Source organism: Cedecea sp. Ae19-4, from assembly GCF_059801165.1.
This window is the reverse complement of sequence record NZ_JBCHWG010000001.1, coordinates 1,533,217-1,551,042: the sequence shown is the minus strand read 5'-3', so window position 1 is coordinate 1,551,042 and position 17,826 is coordinate 1,533,217. Positions and strand designations below refer to the sequence as shown.

16 protein-coding genes are annotated in these 17,826 nt (G+C 56.2%); 9 read left to right on the top strand and 7 right to left on the bottom strand.

Annotated features, from left to right (window positions below; translation table 11 throughout):
• Positions 1-22: 22 nt before the first annotated feature.
• Entirely contained in the window at positions 23-1,411 is a 1,389-nt protein-coding gene (locus AAIE02_RS07415; protein WP_498532285.1) for a hypothetical protein, read from the top strand.
• 50 nt (positions 1,412-1,461) lie between these two features.
• On the opposite strand, the gene AAIE02_RS07410 is transcribed toward AAIE02_RS07415, so the two are convergent.
• A complete protein-coding gene (locus tag AAIE02_RS07410; RefSeq protein WP_008458803.1) occupies positions 1,462-1,683 on the bottom strand; it encodes an HP1242/YdcH family protein in 222 nt (73 codons plus the stop codon).
• Between the two features lie 261 nt (positions 1,684-1,944).
• Here AAIE02_RS07410 and AAIE02_RS07405 point away from each other — a divergent pair, with 261 nt between their 5' ends.
• Positions 1,945-2,709, top strand: coding sequence for a siderophore-interacting protein (locus AAIE02_RS07405; RefSeq protein WP_498532284.1), 765 nt, complete (start codon positions 1,945-1,947; stop codon positions 2,707-2,709).
• A gap of 11 nt (positions 2,710-2,720) precedes the next feature.
• Positions 2,721-3,296 (top strand): PadR family transcriptional regulator, encoded by a 576-nt coding sequence (locus tag AAIE02_RS07400; RefSeq protein WP_498532283.1) that lies wholly within the window; start codon positions 2,721-2,723, stop codon positions 3,294-3,296.
• Between the two features lie 74 nt (positions 3,297-3,370).
• On the opposite strand, the gene yidZ is transcribed toward AAIE02_RS07400, so the two are convergent.
• The 3 genes from yidZ to AAIE02_RS07385 form a co-directional block, all read right to left on the bottom strand.
• Complete coding sequence (yidZ, locus tag AAIE02_RS07395) at positions 3,371-4,351, bottom strand: HTH-type transcriptional regulator YidZ (RefSeq protein WP_166992333.1); 981 nt, start codon at positions 4,349-4,351, stop codon at positions 3,371-3,373.
• Entirely contained in the window at positions 4,320-5,504 is a 1,185-nt protein-coding gene (locus AAIE02_RS07390; RefSeq protein ID WP_498532282.1) for an MFS transporter, read from the bottom strand. Before AAIE02_RS07390 ends, yidZ begins: the two co-directional genes overlap by 32 nt.
• 204 nt (positions 5,505-5,708) lie before the next feature.
• Positions 5,709-6,221: an SRPBCC family protein gene (locus AAIE02_RS07385; protein ID WP_336981251.1), complete on the bottom strand. Its 513-nt coding sequence runs from the start codon at positions 6,219-6,221 to the stop codon at positions 5,709-5,711.
• Positions 6,222-6,335: 114 nt separating this feature from the next.
• On the opposite strand from AAIE02_RS07385, the gene AAIE02_RS07380 reads away from it, so the two are divergent.
• Positions 6,336-7,235, top strand: coding sequence for a LysR family transcriptional regulator (locus tag AAIE02_RS07380; RefSeq protein ID WP_498532281.1), 900 nt, complete (start codon positions 6,336-6,338; stop codon positions 7,233-7,235).
• Here AAIE02_RS07380 and AAIE02_RS07375 read toward each other — a convergent pair.
• Both AAIE02_RS07375 and pqqU read right to left on the bottom strand, forming a co-directional pair.
• Complete coding sequence (locus AAIE02_RS07375; protein WP_336707194.1) at positions 7,212-7,667, bottom strand: GNAT family N-acetyltransferase; 456 nt, start codon at positions 7,665-7,667, stop codon at positions 7,212-7,214. The two genes, AAIE02_RS07380 and AAIE02_RS07375, sit on opposite strands and share 24 nt — an antisense overlap.
• Positions 7,668-7,714: 47 nt before the next feature.
• Positions 7,715-9,862 carry a TonB-dependent receptor PqqU gene (gene pqqU / locus AAIE02_RS07370; RefSeq protein WP_498532280.1) on the bottom strand — a complete coding sequence of 716 codons (2,148 nt, stop codon included), beginning with the start codon at positions 9,860-9,862 and terminating at the stop codon, positions 7,715-7,717.
• 227 nt (positions 9,863-10,089) lie between these two features.
• On the opposite strand from pqqU, the gene AAIE02_RS07365 reads away from it, so the two are divergent.
• From AAIE02_RS07365 to AAIE02_RS07355, 3 genes are read left to right on the top strand one after another with little or no spacing between them, the layout of a single operon-like run.
• A complete protein-coding gene (locus tag AAIE02_RS07365) occupies positions 10,090-10,650 on the top strand; it encodes a fasciclin domain-containing protein (protein WP_166992351.1) in 561 nt (186 codons plus the stop codon).
• Between the two features lie 43 nt (positions 10,651-10,693).
• Positions 10,694-11,248, top strand: coding sequence for an RNA polymerase sigma factor (locus AAIE02_RS07360; protein WP_498532279.1), 555 nt, complete (start codon positions 10,694-10,696; stop codon positions 11,246-11,248).
• The gene (locus AAIE02_RS07355) at positions 11,245-11,904 is read left to right on the top strand and encodes an anti-sigma factor (protein ID WP_498532278.1); all 660 of its coding nucleotides are present in this window, start codon (positions 11,245-11,247) and stop codon (positions 11,902-11,904) included. Before AAIE02_RS07360 ends, AAIE02_RS07355 begins: the two co-directional genes overlap by 4 nt.
• 82 nt (positions 11,905-11,986) lie before the next feature.
• On the opposite strand, the gene ansP is transcribed toward AAIE02_RS07355, so the two are convergent.
• On the bottom strand, positions 11,987-13,435 hold the full coding sequence (gene ansP, locus AAIE02_RS07350) for an L-asparagine permease (RefSeq protein ID WP_008458826.1): 1,449 nt from the start codon (positions 13,433-13,435) through the stop codon (positions 11,987-11,989).
• A 210-nt stretch (positions 13,436-13,645) separates the two neighbouring features.
• Between ansP and AAIE02_RS07345 the strand changes: the two genes are divergently transcribed.
• Both AAIE02_RS07345 and AAIE02_RS07340 read left to right on the top strand, forming a co-directional pair.
• Entirely contained in the window at positions 13,646-14,773 is a 1,128-nt protein-coding gene (locus tag AAIE02_RS07345; RefSeq protein WP_498532277.1) for an efflux RND transporter periplasmic adaptor subunit, read from the top strand.
• Positions 14,770-17,826, top strand: a complete 3,057-nt coding sequence (locus AAIE02_RS07340) for an efflux RND transporter permease subunit (RefSeq protein WP_498532276.1) — start codon at positions 14,770-14,772, stop codon at positions 17,824-17,826. Before AAIE02_RS07345 ends, AAIE02_RS07340 begins: the two co-directional genes overlap by 4 nt.

Sequence of the window (17,826 nt, the reverse complement as noted above, 5' to 3'; positions counted from 1 at the left end):
TGCGCGAATACAACAAGACATTATGCAAAATCACTTTTTAAAACAGCTCCAGCATTTTCTGAGGGACATAGAAAACGCTGAGCAGGCGGCTCAGGTTCCTCAGAGGCTCGCCGATTATCTTTTCTCAAACCAGGCGTGCCTGGATGAAAGCAATATTACGCTCGATTTGATTAATGCCCTGAGTGACTGGCTGGAAGGTAAACAGCAAAACCTGAATCAACTCTACCTGTCACTCTATCTTTTCTGGCTGAGCGCGCTGGCGCGCAACGGTATCGATATTTTTTATTTTGGCGAGCTGAACAAGCTGCAAATGCTCGGATCGCGCTTCAGAGATTCGGCCATCAATAACCTCTATTACCTCAGTTATGAAGAGACAAATCAGCAGGAAATCACCGCTTTTCATAACAAAATTACCGCCAGCACGGCCCCTTTTATTCTCTACGATCCGCAGGGATTAAAGCTGGCCTTTGCGGTTGAACATCCTCAGGCCATAGGCTGCATTTCGTTGTACGATTTGCTGATTGATAATTTCATTCCCTTAAGCACAACAGCTACTCAGTACGCGCATTTGCTGGCGCAGCAATATACCGCGCTGGCTAATCCAAACGTCAGAACAGTCATTATAGGTAACTCCTACAGTTTTTATGGCTTCCCTGACGCGCTGTTTGAACACAGCATAAATCTTTCTACCCACAGCCTGGGGCTGAAGCAGGCCCAGCAATTAACGGCGCATATTATTGAGCGTTATCCGCACGTGCAAAACTTTGTGTATTGCCTGGGCTTCTTTGATCTGTACAGCGACCTGTTAAAAACAAAAGATGACTTTAACCAGCAAATCATCCACGCCTGGAGCCAGCTCAATAGCCATTACAGGATAAAGCCGGAAGAAGGGATAACCGCCGACGGCATGCAGGCGTTTAGCCGGCTGGTGATGCCGACGCCGGTGCAAGGGCAAGCGATATATGGACTCGAGGATAATAATGCCAGGACGCAAATTTGTGCGTCCGCACGCCTTGTTTTTGCCCGCAGCGACTCACTCCCTGCCATGCAGCAGAAAGAGGAAGCCCAGAAGCGGGGGATCTCTCACTCGAAATCAGTGAAGCACCAGACAACGCTTGCAGAGAATAAACCCCGCGTGGCTGAGATGAGCGTTCTGTTGGCGACAAAAGGCAAAAAGGTTATCTGGCTAACGCCGTCTTTCCCGTCAGACTACGTGGACAATCTTGATGCTGAGATGAAACAGACGCATCGCCAATATTTTGCAGACCTTGAAGGGGCGCATTCGCGTTTTATCGATCTCTCAGAACATCCCGCTTTTGCACGCGAAGATTTCCGCGACGGCGATCACCTGAACTATTTGGGGGCTGGGAAAATGATTGGCATACTGCGGGCGCTGGGTGTGGCGCTGTAACCTCTGGAGACAACAAGGGAAGGGCAAACCCTTCCCCGGTTTCAATGCTATCAGGCCGGCTGGCTGGCCTGTTTCAACATCTGATAAAGCTCTTGTTTTACCCTCAGTTTTTCTTTCTTCATCTGCACAACTTCATCGTTGTATCCCGTCCCTTGCGGCCCCTCCTTGCGCAAAATCTCGCTATCAAGACGGTTGTGTTTGTTAAACAGGCTGAGAAAGCGGGGGTTTTCGGACTTCAGGTGGGTAATCAAATCACGGTACTCAGGAAACATGTCAGGCCTCCCTGGTCAGTAGGTTGGTGAGTGGATTAACAACTGGCTGATGCCAACTTCAGTTTAGAACCGAATTTGCGATAAGGGAAAGTACAAAAAAGCATCGTTTTGTCAATTTGCGATCCCGGCAGCACCTTGCCGGAATGGATGTCATTCTCATTGTTTAAACCTGGTGATAACGCCGCAAAATGATAAAGACAGCCGCTGTGTCGTGCTCTAAGATATGTCTATGATATATCTTACACACCTAAAAGGTACGCTATGACAACGCAAAATAACGCTAAAAAAGTGCCGGTTCGGGTTCGTAACGAACTGAAGTTTCGTGAATTAACGGTTAAAACGAAAACGCTGATTGCCAATACGTTTTACCGTCTGGTCTTCACCAGCCCGCAGCTGGCGGATTTCTCTTCCCAGGGATTTGACGACCACATCAAAGTCTTCTTCCCGGCTGAAAATGGCGAATTCACTCCGCCGCAGGTCACCAGCGAGGGCATTGTCTGGGGAGAGGGGGCTCGCCCACAGTCGCGTGACTATACGCCGCTGGATTTCAATGCCGATCGCGGTGAATTAACCCTGGATTTCTATTTGCACGACGGCGGCGTTGCCAGCAGCTGGGCGAAAGATGCGCAGCCGGGTGACAAGCTGTTCATCGGTGGCCCACGGGGCTCTCTGGTCACCCCAACGGATTATCACTGGCAGCTGTACGTGACCGATGAAAGCGGGCTGCCTGCGGTGCGCCGCCGTCTGCAGTCGCTGAGTCAGGATGTTCAGGTCGAAGTCTTAGTTAACTGCCATGATCCCGACAGCCTGGGCTATCTGAGCGAATTCCCTGCGGTAAATGTGCGGGCGTTAACTCACGCGGAGATCGCCGGGTACCTGAAGCAGATTGAGATCCCTGCCGACGACTATTACATCTGGATTGTTGGCGAAGGCAAAGAGGCTAAAGCGCTGGGAGATTACCTGCTGGAAGTCCGCGCCCTGGACGCCGACCTGGTACGCGCCGTCGCCTACTGGCATGACAAATAAGGTCCCAAACTATGCGTATTAATCATCTGAGACAGCACAAATGCGAGCGCCACGAACAGCATCGCGGCAGGGGCGGTCATGGCCGCCATGAGCAAAGCCACCCGGAGGGGCGCGCTCGCCATCGCCGCGAACGTCTGTTTGACGCCAACGATATCCGCCTGCTGATCCTGCATCTGCTGGCAAATGGCCCGGCCCACGGCTACGAACTGATCAAATCCATCGAAGGGATGGCGAAAGGGGAATATGTGCCGAGCCCCGGTATTATTTACCCGAACCTGACGCTGATGGAGGAGATGGGCTTTATTACGGTGGGCGAAGGGCAAAGTGGGAAAAAATCCTTCACGCTGACGGCGGAAGGACAAACCTCGCTTGAAGAGCAGCAGCTCGAACTGGAAGCGGTGACCACTCGACTCGCTACCCTTGGCGTTCTCGGCGACAACCGCCGTTTGCCCGAAGTGCAGCGGGCTATTCATAATTTTAAAACGGCGCTGCACGCCAAACTGGGCAGCGCCGAGCTGTCGAAAGAGACGCTGTATAAGATTATCGACACGCTGGATCAGGCGGCAAAAGACATCGAACGCAGCTAGAGCCTGCCCTGGCGCGGGGGAAGAAACATTCACTCGCGCCGGGATTCTATCGGCCTTGCTTAGCTGGAAAACGTTTAGACATTGGCTGTTTTACCGGCGATAACGAGATCGGCATAAAGCGCCTTAATCGCCTGCCTGAGCCAGATAATTTTCGGGTTATGGCGGTTACGTTTGTGCCAGATCATCATATAGGGTGCCCGGAATTTTTGCAGAAGCCCGGCATCAAACGGCAGGGGACGTGAGACCAGCGGCAGGTGGTGAAGCTGGCCGTAATGCCGGCAGTAGCCCGGAGCGGTCGTCAGCAGAGAGTGCCCGGGCTGAGCGGCCATAAACAGAGACTGCTCGAATCCCGGCAGGCTCAACGCAATATCCCGCTTGCGCCCCATTTCTCTCAGGATATCATCCAGCGCCCAGGTATCGCTTTGTTCCCAATAAATGCTGATATGGGGATAGCGCAAAAAAGTGTCCAGGTTCCACTCTTCCTGGAGAGCCGGATGATCTTCCCTCAGCCAGACACAGGGAGAGTCATAAAAGAGCACTTCACAGTCGATAGACAACGGCAGACTCAGCTGCCCTTGAGAACGCGGATAGCTCTCACGACCGGTGAAACCAACATCCACACTTCCACTCGTAATGGCGTCCAGCGCGTCGTAATCCCAGTGATGCAGCCTGATAGTCGCCTGAGGATAGCGCTGATAAATCTGCTGCGACAGGGCATTGAACATGATCATCATCAGCGGTAATTCAACCACAAGCTCAAACTTCAGTCCGCTCGGCGTCTCATGGTGAGCGTTATCCAGCAGCTGATGGCTCATCTGCATCCAGTCCGCCAGTTCCTGAGCCATGCTTACCATCAGTGGCGTAGGGACGAGTCCCTGAGGAGTATTGACAAATAATGAATCATCAAACCACGCCCGCAGTTTTGCCAGCGATTTGCTGATCGCCGAAGGCGTGACGCTCAGCCGTTTTGCCGTGCGGGTGACGCTGCGCTCCTGCATCAGCAACTGCAGGCAGAGCAGCAAATTAAGATCGAGGCTGTTGATTGTTTTCTTCATACTCAACTACGGCTCTGGGAGAGGCGACAAGGAAAATCAGTAAAAGGCTGACAATGCTACAGCCAATCAGAATTCCGATCAGCATATTCAGCGCATCGATACGCAAAATGGCGGCCAGCCATATCCACAATGATGAACCACACACCTGTGCCACTCCGAGCGTTGAGCTGGCTACTCCTGCCCGAAGTGAAAATGGCCCCAGCGCCTGGCTCATGGCCACGCCAAATCCGACGGAGAAACCTGCGCAAACAAGCGTGAGTCCGACCAGCGTGAGCAAGTTTGAATCGGCCATGCTCAGGAGCAGACCCGCCGCCAGAAACAGCGTCTGAGACGTTATCATCATTGTGCGGGGCTGAAATATGCTCAGGGCAAACGGAGTAGAGAATGAAACGCTCATGCTGACGACGGCCGTTAACGCCATTGTGGTGGCGTATTCCCCGCGAGCTAAACCCAGCCCCTCCATCAATAACACGGGGGAGGTGTTAACGAAGGTGAGGATGACCGTTACGCTAAGGGTTGTTATGGTCAGCCGACTGAGGAAGAAACGGTTAATCAACGACTCGGCTTTCGGCAAAGAAACCAATGAGCTGGCACCGTTGGCTGCTGGCCTCGTCTCTTTCAGTACCAGCAGGGAAAGCAGCAATACCGCGAGCCCCATTCCGGTCAGGGTATAGAACAAACTTTGCCACGGAAAAATAAGCATAATCAGATGCCCCAGCACCGGCGCCATCACCGGCACGATGCAGGTGATTCCGTTCATTAACGAGAGCACTTTGGTTCTGCGTCGCTCATCCAGGGCATCCCGCAGAATTGCAAAAGCGACCACGTAGCAGGCTCCCGCCCCGATCCCCTGACCCAGCCGGCCTGCCAGAAACAGCGTGCTGTGCTGCGCCGAGGCGCATATCAGGGAGGCGGCAATAAAAATTACCGAACCGAATATTGCCACCGGCTTACGCCCCGAGCGGTCCGCCACGCGGCCGGCAAAAAGCATGGAACAGGCCATTCCGGCAAGATAAACGGAGAAGGCAATATGCAGCTGCGCCTCGCTGGCGTTAAGATCGGCCGCAATACGCGGTAAACCGACCAGATACATATCAATGCCCGCAGGGTAGAGCAAAATCAGGGCAAAACTGCAGATTAGAAAGCGTGTCATGGCGTCCTCAGTGTAATAGCGACGCTCAGCATAAGGGGAGAATCCTGCAGATACGAATTGCCATCTGGACAACACTCTTTTCCTGTGAGGAAATTAGCACGCGATACGGTCGGGGAGAGCGCTGGCCGATGAGGAACAGCGCTACATGGTGGGTATTTTATAACGCTGGCAGACGGCACAGACGGCGGGGCAAAAACCTTAACGCTATTTCTTGTGGCTCAGCGCATAATTTGCCAGGCCGCAAATCCACTCCTGATGTGCGTTTAGCATAGGGTTAGGCAACGTCCTCGCCAGGTCACGCGCGGGCTGCCCGTTTTGCGTTTCCTGAGTCAAGATGCGTACCCGGCCAGACGAGAGATTCTCAATCAGCCAGGCGTGATGCACGTCCAGCTCTGGGGACGCTTCGCTGCCAACCCAGCCGTGCCAGGCGAGACGGCCTGGGATTTCCCCCTGCGGGGCGACAAACTCCACCACTTCGGCTTCAACCGGGAAACTAAATGTCGTAAAGCGGAAGCGCGACCCTGCCGTTAACGTCGGCCCGCTGGCATCATGAAACACAATATCGGACACGTTGCTGTAATAGCGTTCCCAGGCCGAGGTTTGCGTCAGCCAGCGCCAGACTTCGCTGGCGTCCAGCCCGATCATAATGATTTCGTTAGAAGCGAAGTTGTCGCTAAAACCGGGGATAAAGCCCTGCGGCCAATGAATTGAATGCATCTTGGATTCCTCACGTTTCGTTACTGTGAGGCGAGAATATCGACACGCTGGATATAAAACCAATCGTCAAATTTAATCTCAGATATAATGTAATTTTATATCTGGAGGCAGGCGATGCGCGATTTACGCAGTCTGGATCTTAACTTACTGAAAACCTTCGATGCTTTGCTGCAGGAGCGCAGCGTAACTCGCGCCGCCTCGCGCCTGTCTCTGACGCAGCCTGCCGTCAGCGGGATGTTGACGCGGCTGCGCGAAAGCTTCGACGATCCGCTGTTTATCCGCAGCCAGCGGGGCATCGTGCCAACGGAGCGAGCGTTACAGCTCGAGCAGCAAGTGAAACGCATCCTGCACGAAGTTGAACTGCTGCTGCGCCCGGCTGAGTTCGATCCTAAAACATCTACGCTGACGTTTACCCTCGCGGCCACGGACTATGCGCTGCAGGCCATCGTGCTGCCTTTTATTAATGCACTCCGGCGTGAAGCGCCGAATATGCGCGTCTCGGTGCGCCCGCCGGTTGACGGCCAGCTTCAGCCGATGCTGGAAAGCGGCGAGCTGGACTTTTCCATCATGACGACTTTTTCGCTGTCGGCTGACCTCCACGTTCATACGCTGTATGAGGAGCATTACGTTTGTGCGATGGGGCAGCAGCATAGCCTGGCCCGGCAGAGGGCGATCACCCTGGATCAGTTTTGCGCCTGCGATCATGCGCTGGTGTCGTGGAGCGGTGGGGAGTTTAGCGGCGTGACCGACAGCGCTTTGCAAAAAATAAAGCGTTCGAGGCGGGTTAGTCTGTCGGTGCAGAGCTTCTTATTTTTAACCGAGATTTTAAAAACCAGCGATCTGATCGCCGTGGTACCCGCGAGGCTTATTGCCGGACAAGGGAGTATCGTCAGCCATCAGCCGCCGCTGGCGATCCCTGGTTTTACCAAAGTCGCCGCCTGGCATGAGCGCACGCATCACGACAGCGCGCACCGATGGGTAAGGGAGTTGTTATTTCGCAGCTGCGGGGCGTGATTTTTCGAAGCGAATATCTTCCCCACCTTGCTCACCCACAGCCAGCCAGCCGTGGCGCTGATAAAACGCAGCGGCGCGGCTGGCTGCCGCCGTTTCAAGCCAGATAGTGGGCTGCTGAGCAAAGAGAAACGCCTCGGCTTTTTCCAGCAGCAGTCTGCCGACGCCCAGGCCTTCAAACTGAGGCAGAACGAACATGGCAAACAGGCAGGCTTCTTCGGCAATCGCCATCGAGAAACCGGCCGGCTCACCCTCCACGTCTGCCAGCCAGATACACGGCGATTCGGCAATAATATCGGCAATAGTCTGCGGTGTGATGCCCATTTCGGCCATTTCTTCGCGCGACAGATGATTCTCTTTGACGCTGGTACGGATGGTGAAAATAGTCTCGATGTCCGCCAGGGTGGCATCCCGAAGGGTGAGATTAGGTGACATAAAATTCCTTTTTAATCTCCCCCGACAAAAGCCGGAGGGGAAAAAGCTTACTGGAAGCTGTAGCTGAGGTTGACGCCCACGCCATAGTTACGCCCTGGCGCTGGCTCGAAATAGCGGCCATTGCCTTCATTGACAATCACCGAGCCGACATAGTCGCGGTCGAACAAGTTATCAACTCGCCCCCAGATGTCCAGCAGCCAGTTTTGCCGCACGTGAAGTTTGTAGCCGGTGTTCAATCCCACGGTGGTCCAGGTCGGGGCTTTGGCGTCGTTCTGATCGTCGGCCTGGATATCACTCATGTAGCGAACATCTGCGCCCGCATACCAGCCGTCTTCAGGCGCGTAGCCAAACGATGCGTACCCCATATTACGGGCGATGCCCGGCATTCGGTTGTCGCGGCAGTCATTTACCCCGCATACGTTGGTGCGGTAGGTCGCCTCCAGGTACGTCCAGGCCATTTTCAGTCGCCAGTCGGCGGCAAACTGCTGATCAAGGGAAAGCTCCAGCCCGCGGCGGCGAGTTTCACCGGCATTTTTATAGGTGGTACGCCCGCCGCTGCTTTGATCCACCACGATTTCATTGTCGGTGTCGGTCTGGAACAGGGCGGCGGTGAACAGGCCGTTGCCAATGCGGTTTTTGCTGCCCACTTCTACCGTTGTACTGGTGGAAGGCTGCAGGGCAAAGTTAAGCCCGGCCGCGCCGTTGTCGCGGTAAGACAGCTCGTTGATGGTCGGCGTTTCAAACCCGCGGCCAGCGGAAGTGTAAATATTCCAGCCGTCGGTGACGGCATATTTCAGCGAGGCGGCAGGCAGCCACTTGTGATAGCTGGCGCTGCCGCTGTCGTCGCCGTTTTTCCCGACGATGTAATAATCGTTGGAATCAAAATAGACCGAGCTGAAGCGCACGCCCGCATCCAGGCTGAGTTTATCGGTGAGCTGCCACGTGCTTTGCAGGTACGGATCGAGGTTCCACATCAGGTTGCGCTCGTTCCGGCGCAGATTGCCCTGTTCGCCGAGCACCGTGGCACCGTTCACCGTCACAAAATTCTCATAGCCTTTGCGCTTATCGATCATTGTTTCGTAGTCGAGCCCGGTGGTGAAACTCACCGGCACGCCGCCGAGTTCACCGCTGTGCGTCCAGCGGGTATCGATGCCCTGGTAATGCCTTGCCAGTTGGATCACGCCCCCCGGATGCGTTGGGTTTTTCTGCGCTGATTCAGGAATGGACTGAAACTGCGTAGTTTCGCGCACGCCCGCGTACATCATCACGCTCAGGTCATCGTGCTCGCTGAGCTGACGGTCGTAGCGCAGGCCGCCCTGAGTTTGCTTCGTTGTTTTTCGCGTATTGTACTGATCGGCGCGGGGGGCCTGCGTTGGGTTATCGCGCCACTCCTGCTCGGTCAGGCCGCCGGGATCGTTGGCGTCAATATCCACGCTGTTGAACAGCAATGTCAGCTTGCTGACGTCATTCAGACGAACGCCGAGCTTCGCATTCCCAAGATTCTTCTGCGCGCTGCTGTGGTCACGGTAGCCGTGCGTGGTAAAGCGCGAGGCAGAAATTGCATAGTCCACATCTCCGGCCTGCGTGCCGTCGCCGGTGGAGCCGGTGGCCTTCACGCTGTTGCGCCAGCTGCCAAAGCTACCGTAGTAACTACTGGCCTCAACGGTTGGCGGCTGTCGGCCTGTTTCCGTTTTGACGTTAACCACACCGCCGGACGAGTTGCCGTAGAGCGCTGAGAACGGGCCGCGAAGCACTTCCACGCTGTCCACGCTGTTCAAATCGATATTGGACGTTTGCCCCTGGCCATCCGGCATGGTGGCCGGGATGCCGTCCACATACATGCGCACGCCGCGCACGCCGTACGTCGAGCGTGAACCAAAACCGCGCACGGAAAGCTGTAAATCCTGAGCATAGTTTTGGCGGTTTTGAATTTGCAGGCCCGGCACGCTGCCGAGGTTTTCCGACAGGTTTATCCGTGGGGCGGCCTGGCGCAAATCATCGCCATACACCACGCTGACCGCAGCTGGCGTATCGAGTTCAGAAACGGTTGTCGGTTTAGCGGTGACCAGCAGCGTAGATTCGTCTTTGGGCTGTGTGTCAGCGGCTTGTGTAAAACCGGGAGTGAAAGCCGGGATCAGGAGAAGGGAAAGGGCGGTTTTATGCGTGTGGAGCGTTTTTTTCTGGGGTTTCTTCATCGGGGAGTGTTTTACGGTATGCGCAATTGTCAGGATTGTGAACTGTATATGTTAGTTCCTGTGTGTAAGTTTTGAAAATTATTAGCGCACGTAACGTTAACAATAGGTTATGACTGATGAAATTAACGGCGAAATATTTTTAATTTTTTCTGCATCCAGCGGCGCCCCCTCAATCGTATATCAGACTGTGAGGAACTCTCTTGCTCCCTACAATTGAGGAATTGAACATGAACAAGTACTTTACCTCCGCCGTGTGCGCCTCCGTTTTTTTCAGTTCTCTATGCATTGCCGCGATGAATCACGACGCTGTTATGGTCGGCGGCGCGGCGATGTACCCGTCGAAAAATATCATTGAAAATGCGGTGAATTCTAAAGATCACACCACGCTGGTTGCGGCGGTGAAGGCCGCAGGTTTAGTGGATACGCTGGAGAGCAAAGGGCCGTTTACCGTCTTTGCCCCAACCGATGCCGCGTTTGCCAAACTGCCGGCGGGCACGGTCAGCAACCTGGTGAAACCAGAAAATAAAGCCACGTTGACCAGCATCCTGACGTACCACGTGGTGGCAGGGAAATACGACATGAAAGCGCTGGAGAAAAAAATCCAGCAGGGTGGCGGCAGCGCAGAATTAAAAACGGTGAACGGCCAGCCGCTGTGGATCATGAACAATGGCCCGCACAATATCCAGATTAAAGACGGGAAAGGCAACATCGCCAATATCAGCACCTATGACGTGAACCAGAAAAATGGCGTGATAGACGTGATTGATACCGTACTGATGCCGAAGTGAGTGTCTATACTCGATCCAGGCCCGTCGCCTGGTCGAGAAAATTATGGATAAAACTCTGGTAGAACAGCAGGTAAAACTGATGCGGGCGGTTGCTGAGGGCGACCGCCGCGCATTTGAACAACTCTATCGCCTGACGTCCCCCCATTTGTTTGCCGTGGCGCTGCGTACCGTGCAGCGCCGGGCGTGGGCCGAAGAGATTCTGCACGATGCTTTTCTCACGGTATGGAATAAAGCCTCAGGCTACGATCCGGCCATCAGCGCCCCCGTGACCTGGCTGACCCACATCGTTCGCAACCGCTGTATCGACTGGTTGCGCAGCGACCAGTCCCGCGCGGCAAATCAGGAAGACGAACTCGGCGACAACGCGGCCGACATTGAAAATGAAGGGGACAACGGCTGGGGCGATGAACAACAGGCAGGCCGCCTGCGCGGTTGCCTGGACAATTTGACCAGCGAGCAGCGGCAGAGCGTGGTGCTGGCCTACTACCAGGGGATGTCCCACGGCGATATCGCCGACTGGCTACAGCAGCCCCTCGGCACGGTGAAAAGTTGGATTCGGCGGGCGCTGGATCACCTTAAGGATTGCGTCGGACTATGAACAGCAGCCAAGAAATAGATAACGCCCTGGCCTCTGAATACGCGCTGGGCACGCTGCGCGGGAGTGCCCGGTTGCGCTTCGAAAAACGTCTCCATGCCGAGCCGGATCTCGCCGCGCTCGTGGGCCGCTGGCAAACCCTGCTTGGTGGCCTGGACAGCCAGACCCAGCCGCAGCTTCCGCCGGAAACGGTGTGGAAGAAAATTCAGCTTAGCCTGCCGCCCGAGCGGAATGCTGTCGTGCGCTCGCGTTGGAACTGGAACTATCTTGGCTGGGCGCTCGCCGCCGGGCTGGCTGCAGTTGCGCTGGTGCCATACTTCAGTAGCAAAGCACCGGAGCTGGCACCGCTTATGGTGCTTAACGGTGCCAGCCAGCAGGGGCAGTGGCTGGTGAGCGCCGACAGCGACCGTAAAACGCTGCGCCTGACGCCGCTGCAGCTGGCCTCCGTCTCCGCCAGCAATAGCCTGCAGCTGTGGGCTATCCCGGTTGGCGCGAAGCCCGTCTCGCTTGGGCTTTTGGACAGCAAAGCGGTGACTCAGGTTAGCAATGGAAATGTGACGTTGTCACGAGGCGTGACGATCGCTATCAGCCTGGAGCCGCAGGGCGGTTCGCCAACCGGGCAGCCGACGGGGCCGGTAGTGTATAGCGGGGTATTGTGAATAAGTTTACTGCGAATGTGATGGCGATGGAGGGGATACGTATCCCCTCTCCCCGGTGGGGAGAGGGTTAGGTTGAGGGGCACTACTCGTGGTGATCGTGGACCTGCTGAGCCACTTCATGCACGCGCTTACGAGCGCCAAACCAGCCCAGCGTCAGCAGAATCGCCAGCACCGGAATAGAAGCAATCGTGAACGTCCCGTTCGGGTAATCCATCGCCATCAAGACCAGCACGCCAAGCAGGAACAGCAGCGTCAGCCAGGAAGTAAACGGCGCGCCCGGCAGCTTGAAGCTCACGTCGTCCGCTTTCCCTTCTTTAATCGCCTTGCGCAGGCGAATCTGGCACAGCACGATAAACGCCCAGGAGGTGATGATGCCCAGAGACGCCATATTCAGCACGATCTCAAATACCTGCGAAGGCACCAGATAGTTGAGGAACACGCCAAGCACGTACACGCCGCTGGTGACCAGAATCCCGGCATACGGCACCTGATTCTTGCTCATTTTCGACATGAACTGTGGCGCGGAACCGCCCATCGACATCGAACGCAGAATACGCCCGGTGCAGTACAGGCCGGAGTTCAGGCTGGAGAGCGCGGCGGTTAACACCACGATATTCATCACGTCGCCGATGTAAGGCACGCCGAGCTTCGAGAAGAAGGTCACGAACGGGCTTTGTCCCGCCTGATAGGCGTTCCACGGCAGCAGCAGAACCAGCAGCACCACGGAGCCAACATAGAACAGGCCGATACGCCAGATAACGCTGTTAATGGCTTTCGGCACCATGGTTTTCGGGTCTTTACATTCCCCGGCGGCGGTACCCACTAATTCGATAGAGGCGAAGGCGAACACTACGCCCTGAATCAGTACCAGCGCAGGCAGCAGACCGTGGGGGAAGAGACCGCCGTTATCGGTTATCAGATGGAACCCGGTGCTGTTACCGTCAATTGGTTTCCCGGTGCCGAGGAAAATGGTGCCGACGATCAGGAAGGCGACGATAGCCAACACTTTGACCAGCGCAAACCAGAACTCCATCTCGGCGAACCATTTCACGCCAATCATGTTCATCGCCGCAACCACGGCGAGCGCGCCGAGGGCGAAGACCCACTGCGGCACATCACCGAACGCACCCCAGTAATGCATGTAGAGCGCCACGGCGGTTATATCCACGATACCGGTCATCGCCCAGTTGACGAAATACATCCAGCCGCAAACGTAGGCGGCTTTTTCACCTAGGAATTCACGGGTGTAGGAGACGAAACTGCCGCTGGACGGGCGATGGATAACCAGCTCGCCCAAAGCGCGGAGGATGAAGAAAGAGAAAATGCCGCAAACCAGATAAATTAACGCCAGCGCGGGCCCTGCTGCCTGCAGGCGCGCACCTGCGCCGAGGAACAGGCCGGTACCGATGGCACCGCCGATAGCAATCATCTGCACGTGGCGATTGCCCATCGCCTGGTGATACCCCGAGTCCTGAGAATTCAACCAGCGCCGTTTGGCGGCGCGGTGTTCCGCTTCAGTCTTTGTTTTCATTGAGATTCCTGTCTGCCTTTGAGTTAAAAAGCGCCGTCCTTTTCCGCCCGTTAATTCTGGCTGCGGAGGCCGTGAAAAAGAGGGCGAGGAATCCTGGCAGAAAATTGAATGAGAAGCAAAATTACAAACTTGTCATTTTAGTGGCGGCGTTCTGTTGGTGTGACGGGCGTAACATTCCTGCTATACCGGGACTCAGAGAAGCGCTGCATCATGAACATAAAATGGTCAAAAAAAGGGCTGGCGATGGCCTGCGTGCTGGCAGGGGTGGCAGGACTTTGGCTGTACTCCCAGGCTTCATCGCCGGCAACGCAAAAGAAAACGGCGCTGCCGAAAGTTAGCCTGATAGCCGCGGCCAGCCAAACGCTGCCGCTAACGTTCTCCACCCAGGGGCATCTCGTGTCGTTCAATGAGGTGGATATTCGCGCGCAAATCACCAGCCCGGTAAGCCAGGTTGCCTTCCACGAAGGGGATTTTGTTAAGCAAGGGCAGCTGTTGTTTGTGCTGGATGATGCCGAAGAGCAGGCCGCGCTGGGTCACGCCCAGGCCCAGTTGGGGGTCATTAAAGCCGAGCTGGATAAAGCCGCTCGCGACCTCAGCCGTGGCCAGCCGCTGCTGAAAACCCACTACATTTCGTCTTCAGACTGGGATGCGCTGGTCAGCGCGCAACAGCAGGCGGCGGCGCAGTACAAGTCCGCCCAGGATGATATACACACCGCCCAGGCGCAGCTCGCCTATACCCGCATTTACGCGCCTGTTAGCGGCAAAACAGGCGCATTGAACGTGCATATCGGCAGCCTTGCGCAGCCGGGCAGCACGTTACCGATGGTCAGTATTAATCAGTTTGACCCGATTGGCGCAGAATTTACCCTGCCGGAGCAGGATCTCAACGCGGTGGTCGCCGCGCAGCATCAGGGGCCGGTGGAGGTGCAAGTGACCGACGCCAGCGGAAAACCGGTGATCGGCACGCTCAGTTTCATTGATAACACCGTCAGCCAGGACAGCGGCACGGTGAACTTTAAAGCCCGCTTTGCGAACGGTGAAAACCAGCTCTGGCCGGGGGCCTATCAGAACATTACGGTCAGCGCGGGCAGCACGCCGAATGTCGTTGTTTTACCGCCTCAGGCCGTGCAGGACGGCCCCGACGGGCATTTTGTCTACGTTATCGATGCCCAAATGCACGCCACAACGCAACCGGTCACATTGTTGCGCATCCAGCAGCAAATGGCGGTGGTGAGCGGCATTCAGCCCGGCATGAAAGTGGTGCTGGAAGGGGCCAACGCCCTGCGTCCGGGAATGGCCGTGAAGGTGGTTAACGCGCCAGCGGGGTCTGCATCATGACATTTGCCGAACAATGCCTGAAACGGCCGATTGCCGTGATGCTGCTGTGGCTGGCGGTGATGGTCGCCGGCGCGGTGTGCTGGTTTAAACTGCCCATTGCCGCGCTGCCCAACTACGACACGCCGACGATTCAGGTCAGCGCTTCGCTTTCCGGCGCCAGCCCCGAAACCATGGCTTCGTCGGTGGCGACGCCGCTGGAGAAAAAGCTGTCGACCATTCCCGGCGTGGTGAACATGACCTCCAACAGCCTCGAGGGTGCCACGACTATCGTCATTGAGTTCGATCCGTCCCGGGATATTGATTCGGCGGCGGTGGACGTGCAGTCCGCGCTGTACCAGGCGTTAAAACAGCTGCCGTCGCAGATGACCACGCCGCCGTCATTCCGCAAAATTAACCCGGCGGATGCGCCGATCATTCAAATTGGCATCGATTCCCCGTCGATGGCGCTGTCTGACCTGAACCGCTTCTCGGATGACCTGATCTCACCGGCGCTTTCCACCCTGAACGGCGTGGCGCAGGTGACGGTGCTGGGGCAGAAACGCTATGCCGTGCGCGTGGAGGTCAACCCGGACAAGCTGGCGGCGACAAATCTTACGCTGGAAGATGTACATACCGCGCTCGCGGCCGCCAACGACAACTCACCGATAGGCGAACTGGACGGTAAACGCCAGATGGTGATGCTGCAAACCAGCGGCGATTTGCGCAACGCTGCAGACTTCGCCAAAGTCATTGTCGCCACGCGAAACGGCCAGCCGGTCAGGCTATCAGATGTGGCCACCGTGCAGGACAGCATTGAAAATACGCTGAGCTACAGCGCTGTGAACGGTAACCGCGCGATTGTACTCAGCGTGCAGCGTCAGCCCGGCGCGAACATTGTTTCCACCATCGATGCCATTCGCCAACTGATGCCTAAACTGCAGGCGCAGATGCCGTCGTCGGTGAGCGTGAAGTTTCTGAACGACCGTTCGCTGTCGATCCGCGCGGCGATTCATGACGTGACGTTAACTCTGCTGTTGACCATCGCCCTGGTGGTGATGGTGATCCTGATGTTCCTGCGCCATATTCGGGCGACGATCATTCCTGCGCTCAGCCTGCCCATTTCTCTGCTCGGCGCCTTCGGCCTGATGTACGCCTTTGGCCTGAGCCTGGACAATATCTCGCTGATGGGGTTGACCATTGCCGTAGGCCTGGTGGTGGACGACGCGATTGTGGTGCTGGAGAACATCATGCGCTACATGGAAGAAGGGGAAACGCCGTATCGCGCCGCGCTGAAAGGGGTGAAAGAGGTAGCATTCACTGTTATCTCCATTTCGCTTTCCCTGGTGGCGGTGTTTATTCCGATCTTCTTTATGCCGGGGACGATTGGCCTGCTGTTCCACGAGTTTGCCTATGTGGTGTCGCTGACGATTCTGGTTTCGGCTGCGGCATCGTTGACCATTATTCCTTTGTTGGTGCCTAAACTTATTCGCGAGCACACGCCGGAAGACAAACCTGAACCGCGCTGGAGCCTGGTCTTTGAGCGTGGGTTCGAAACGCTGCGCCGCCAGTACGGGAACGGGCTGGAATGGGCCGTGTCTCATCGCGTGATTATGATCGGCGTCGCGCTCAGCACGATTGCGCTGACCATCGGCCTGTACTGGTTTTCACCGAAAGGCTTCTTCCCGCAGGAAGATATCGGGCAGATCACCGCCAGCATTGATGCGCCGCAGGATATGTCCTATCTCGGTCGGCTGGGCGTGGCGCAGCAGTTGGGCAAAACGCTGATGAAAGATCCGAGCGTCAGCGACGTACTGACCCGCGTTGACCACGACACCACGCAGCTAAGCCTGACGCTAAAAGATCAAGGCCAGCGCCCGCCGTTGGACGCGGTGCTGAAACAATTGCGTTCGGAAACCGGCTATTTGCCGGGCATTAAAGTTTACTTTAGCCCGGTGCAAAACCTGCGCGTGGGCGGCCGCAGTGCGAAAAGCAGCTACCAGTACACGCTGCAGGCGGTCAGCAGCGGCGATACCAGCCTCAACGACTGGGCCAACCGGCTGATGGCAGAGATGCAAAAAAGCGGGGTGTTTGTCGGCCTGAATACCGACGCCCAGCTCAACGGGCTACAGGCGCAGTTGGTCATCGACAGAAACAAAGCTTCGCTGATGGGCGTGGATATTCAGCAGATTCGCGACACGCTGTATGACGCCTTCGGGACTTACCAGGTGTCGACAATTTATGCCCCGGAAGACAGCTATGAAGTGATCATGGAAGTGCAGGAGCCGTTCCGACAGGACGAAAGTGATTTGTCGAAAATCTATGTCCGGTCATCAAGTGGGGCGCTACTGCCCATCACCACCTTTACAACGATTTCGCGCACCCAGGGTGTGACGGCGGTCAACCACCAGGGGCAGTTGCCGGCGATTACGCTTTCGTTCGACCTTGCGCCGGGGAAATCGCTGTCGGATGCGACGGCGGCCATTGCCCAGGCCCAGCAGGCGATTCATCTGCCGTCTTCGGTGTTTGGCACCTACGCCGGTCAGGCGGCGCTGTTCCAGCAGTCCCAGAGCAGCCAGATCTGGCTGATTGTGCTGGCGCTGGCGGTGATTTACGTGATTCTCGGCGTGCTGTATGAAAGCTGGATCCACCCGTTGACCATTCTGCTTGGCCTGCCGTCGGCGGCGGTAGGCGCGCTGCTGGCGCTCAGGCTGTTTAATCTCGATCTTACGTTTATCGCGATGATTGGTATTCTGCTGCTGATAGGTATTGTCAAAAAGAACGCTATCATGATGATAGATTTCGCGTTAGTGGCGCAGCGTGAACACGGCATGACGCCGCATGATGCCATTATGCAGGCCTGCTTGCAGCGGTTCCGCCCGATTATGATGACCACGCTTTGCGCTATCATGGGGGCGATCCCCATTGCGCTTGGCCTGGGGGCCGGGGCCGAGCTGCGCCAGCCGATGGGCGTGGCGATTGTCGGGGGGCTGCTGTTCTCGCAGCTGATCACCTTGTTTATTACGCCGGTTCTGTTCCTGCTGTTTGACGGCAACCCACAAGGAACGAAGGAGTGA

What these genes read in the sequence shown, in the direction of transcription:
- AAIE02_RS07415 (WP_498532285.1), top strand. Translation starts at nt 23, where the DNA reads ATGCAAAATCACTTTTTAAAACAGCTCCAGCATTTTCTGAGGGACATA.
- AAIE02_RS07410 (WP_008458803.1), bottom strand. Translation starts at nt 1,683, where the DNA reads ATGTTTCCTGAGTACCGTGATTTGATTACCCACCTGAAGTCCGAAAAC.
- AAIE02_RS07405 (WP_498532284.1), top strand. Translation starts at nt 1,945, where the DNA reads ATGACAACGCAAAATAACGCTAAAAAAGTGCCGGTTCGGGTTCGTAAC.
- AAIE02_RS07400 (WP_498532283.1), top strand. Translation starts at nt 2,721, where the DNA reads ATGCGTATTAATCATCTGAGACAGCACAAATGCGAGCGCCACGAACAG.
- yidZ (WP_166992333.1), bottom strand. Translation starts at nt 4,351, where the DNA reads ATGAAGAAAACAATCAACAGCCTCGATCTTAATTTGCTGCTCTGCCTG.
- AAIE02_RS07390 (WP_498532282.1), bottom strand. Translation starts at nt 5,504, where the DNA reads ATGACACGCTTTCTAATCTGCAGTTTTGCCCTGATTTTGCTCTACCCT.
- AAIE02_RS07385 (WP_336981251.1), bottom strand. Translation starts at nt 6,221, where the DNA reads ATGCATTCAATTCATTGGCCGCAGGGCTTTATCCCCGGTTTTAGCGAC.
- AAIE02_RS07380 (WP_498532281.1), top strand. Translation starts at nt 6,336, where the DNA reads ATGCGCGATTTACGCAGTCTGGATCTTAACTTACTGAAAACCTTCGAT.
- AAIE02_RS07375 (WP_336707194.1), bottom strand. Translation starts at nt 7,667, where the DNA reads ATGTCACCTAATCTCACCCTTCGGGATGCCACCCTGGCGGACATCGAG.
- pqqU (WP_498532280.1), bottom strand. Translation starts at nt 9,862, where the DNA reads ATGAAGAAACCCCAGAAAAAAACGCTCCACACGCATAAAACCGCCCTT.
- AAIE02_RS07365 (WP_166992351.1), top strand. Translation starts at nt 10,090, where the DNA reads ATGAACAAGTACTTTACCTCCGCCGTGTGCGCCTCCGTTTTTTTCAGT.
- AAIE02_RS07360 (WP_498532279.1), top strand. Translation starts at nt 10,694, where the DNA reads ATGGATAAAACTCTGGTAGAACAGCAGGTAAAACTGATGCGGGCGGTT.
- AAIE02_RS07355 (WP_498532278.1), top strand. Translation starts at nt 11,245, where the DNA reads ATGAACAGCAGCCAAGAAATAGATAACGCCCTGGCCTCTGAATACGCG.
- ansP (WP_008458826.1), bottom strand. Translation starts at nt 13,435, where the DNA reads ATGAAAACAAAGACTGAAGCGGAACACCGCGCCGCCAAACGGCGCTGG.
- AAIE02_RS07345 (WP_498532277.1), top strand. Translation starts at nt 13,646, where the DNA reads ATGAACATAAAATGGTCAAAAAAAGGGCTGGCGATGGCCTGCGTGCTG.
- AAIE02_RS07340 (WP_498532276.1), top strand. Translation starts at nt 14,770, where the DNA reads ATGACATTTGCCGAACAATGCCTGAAACGGCCGATTGCCGTGATGCTG.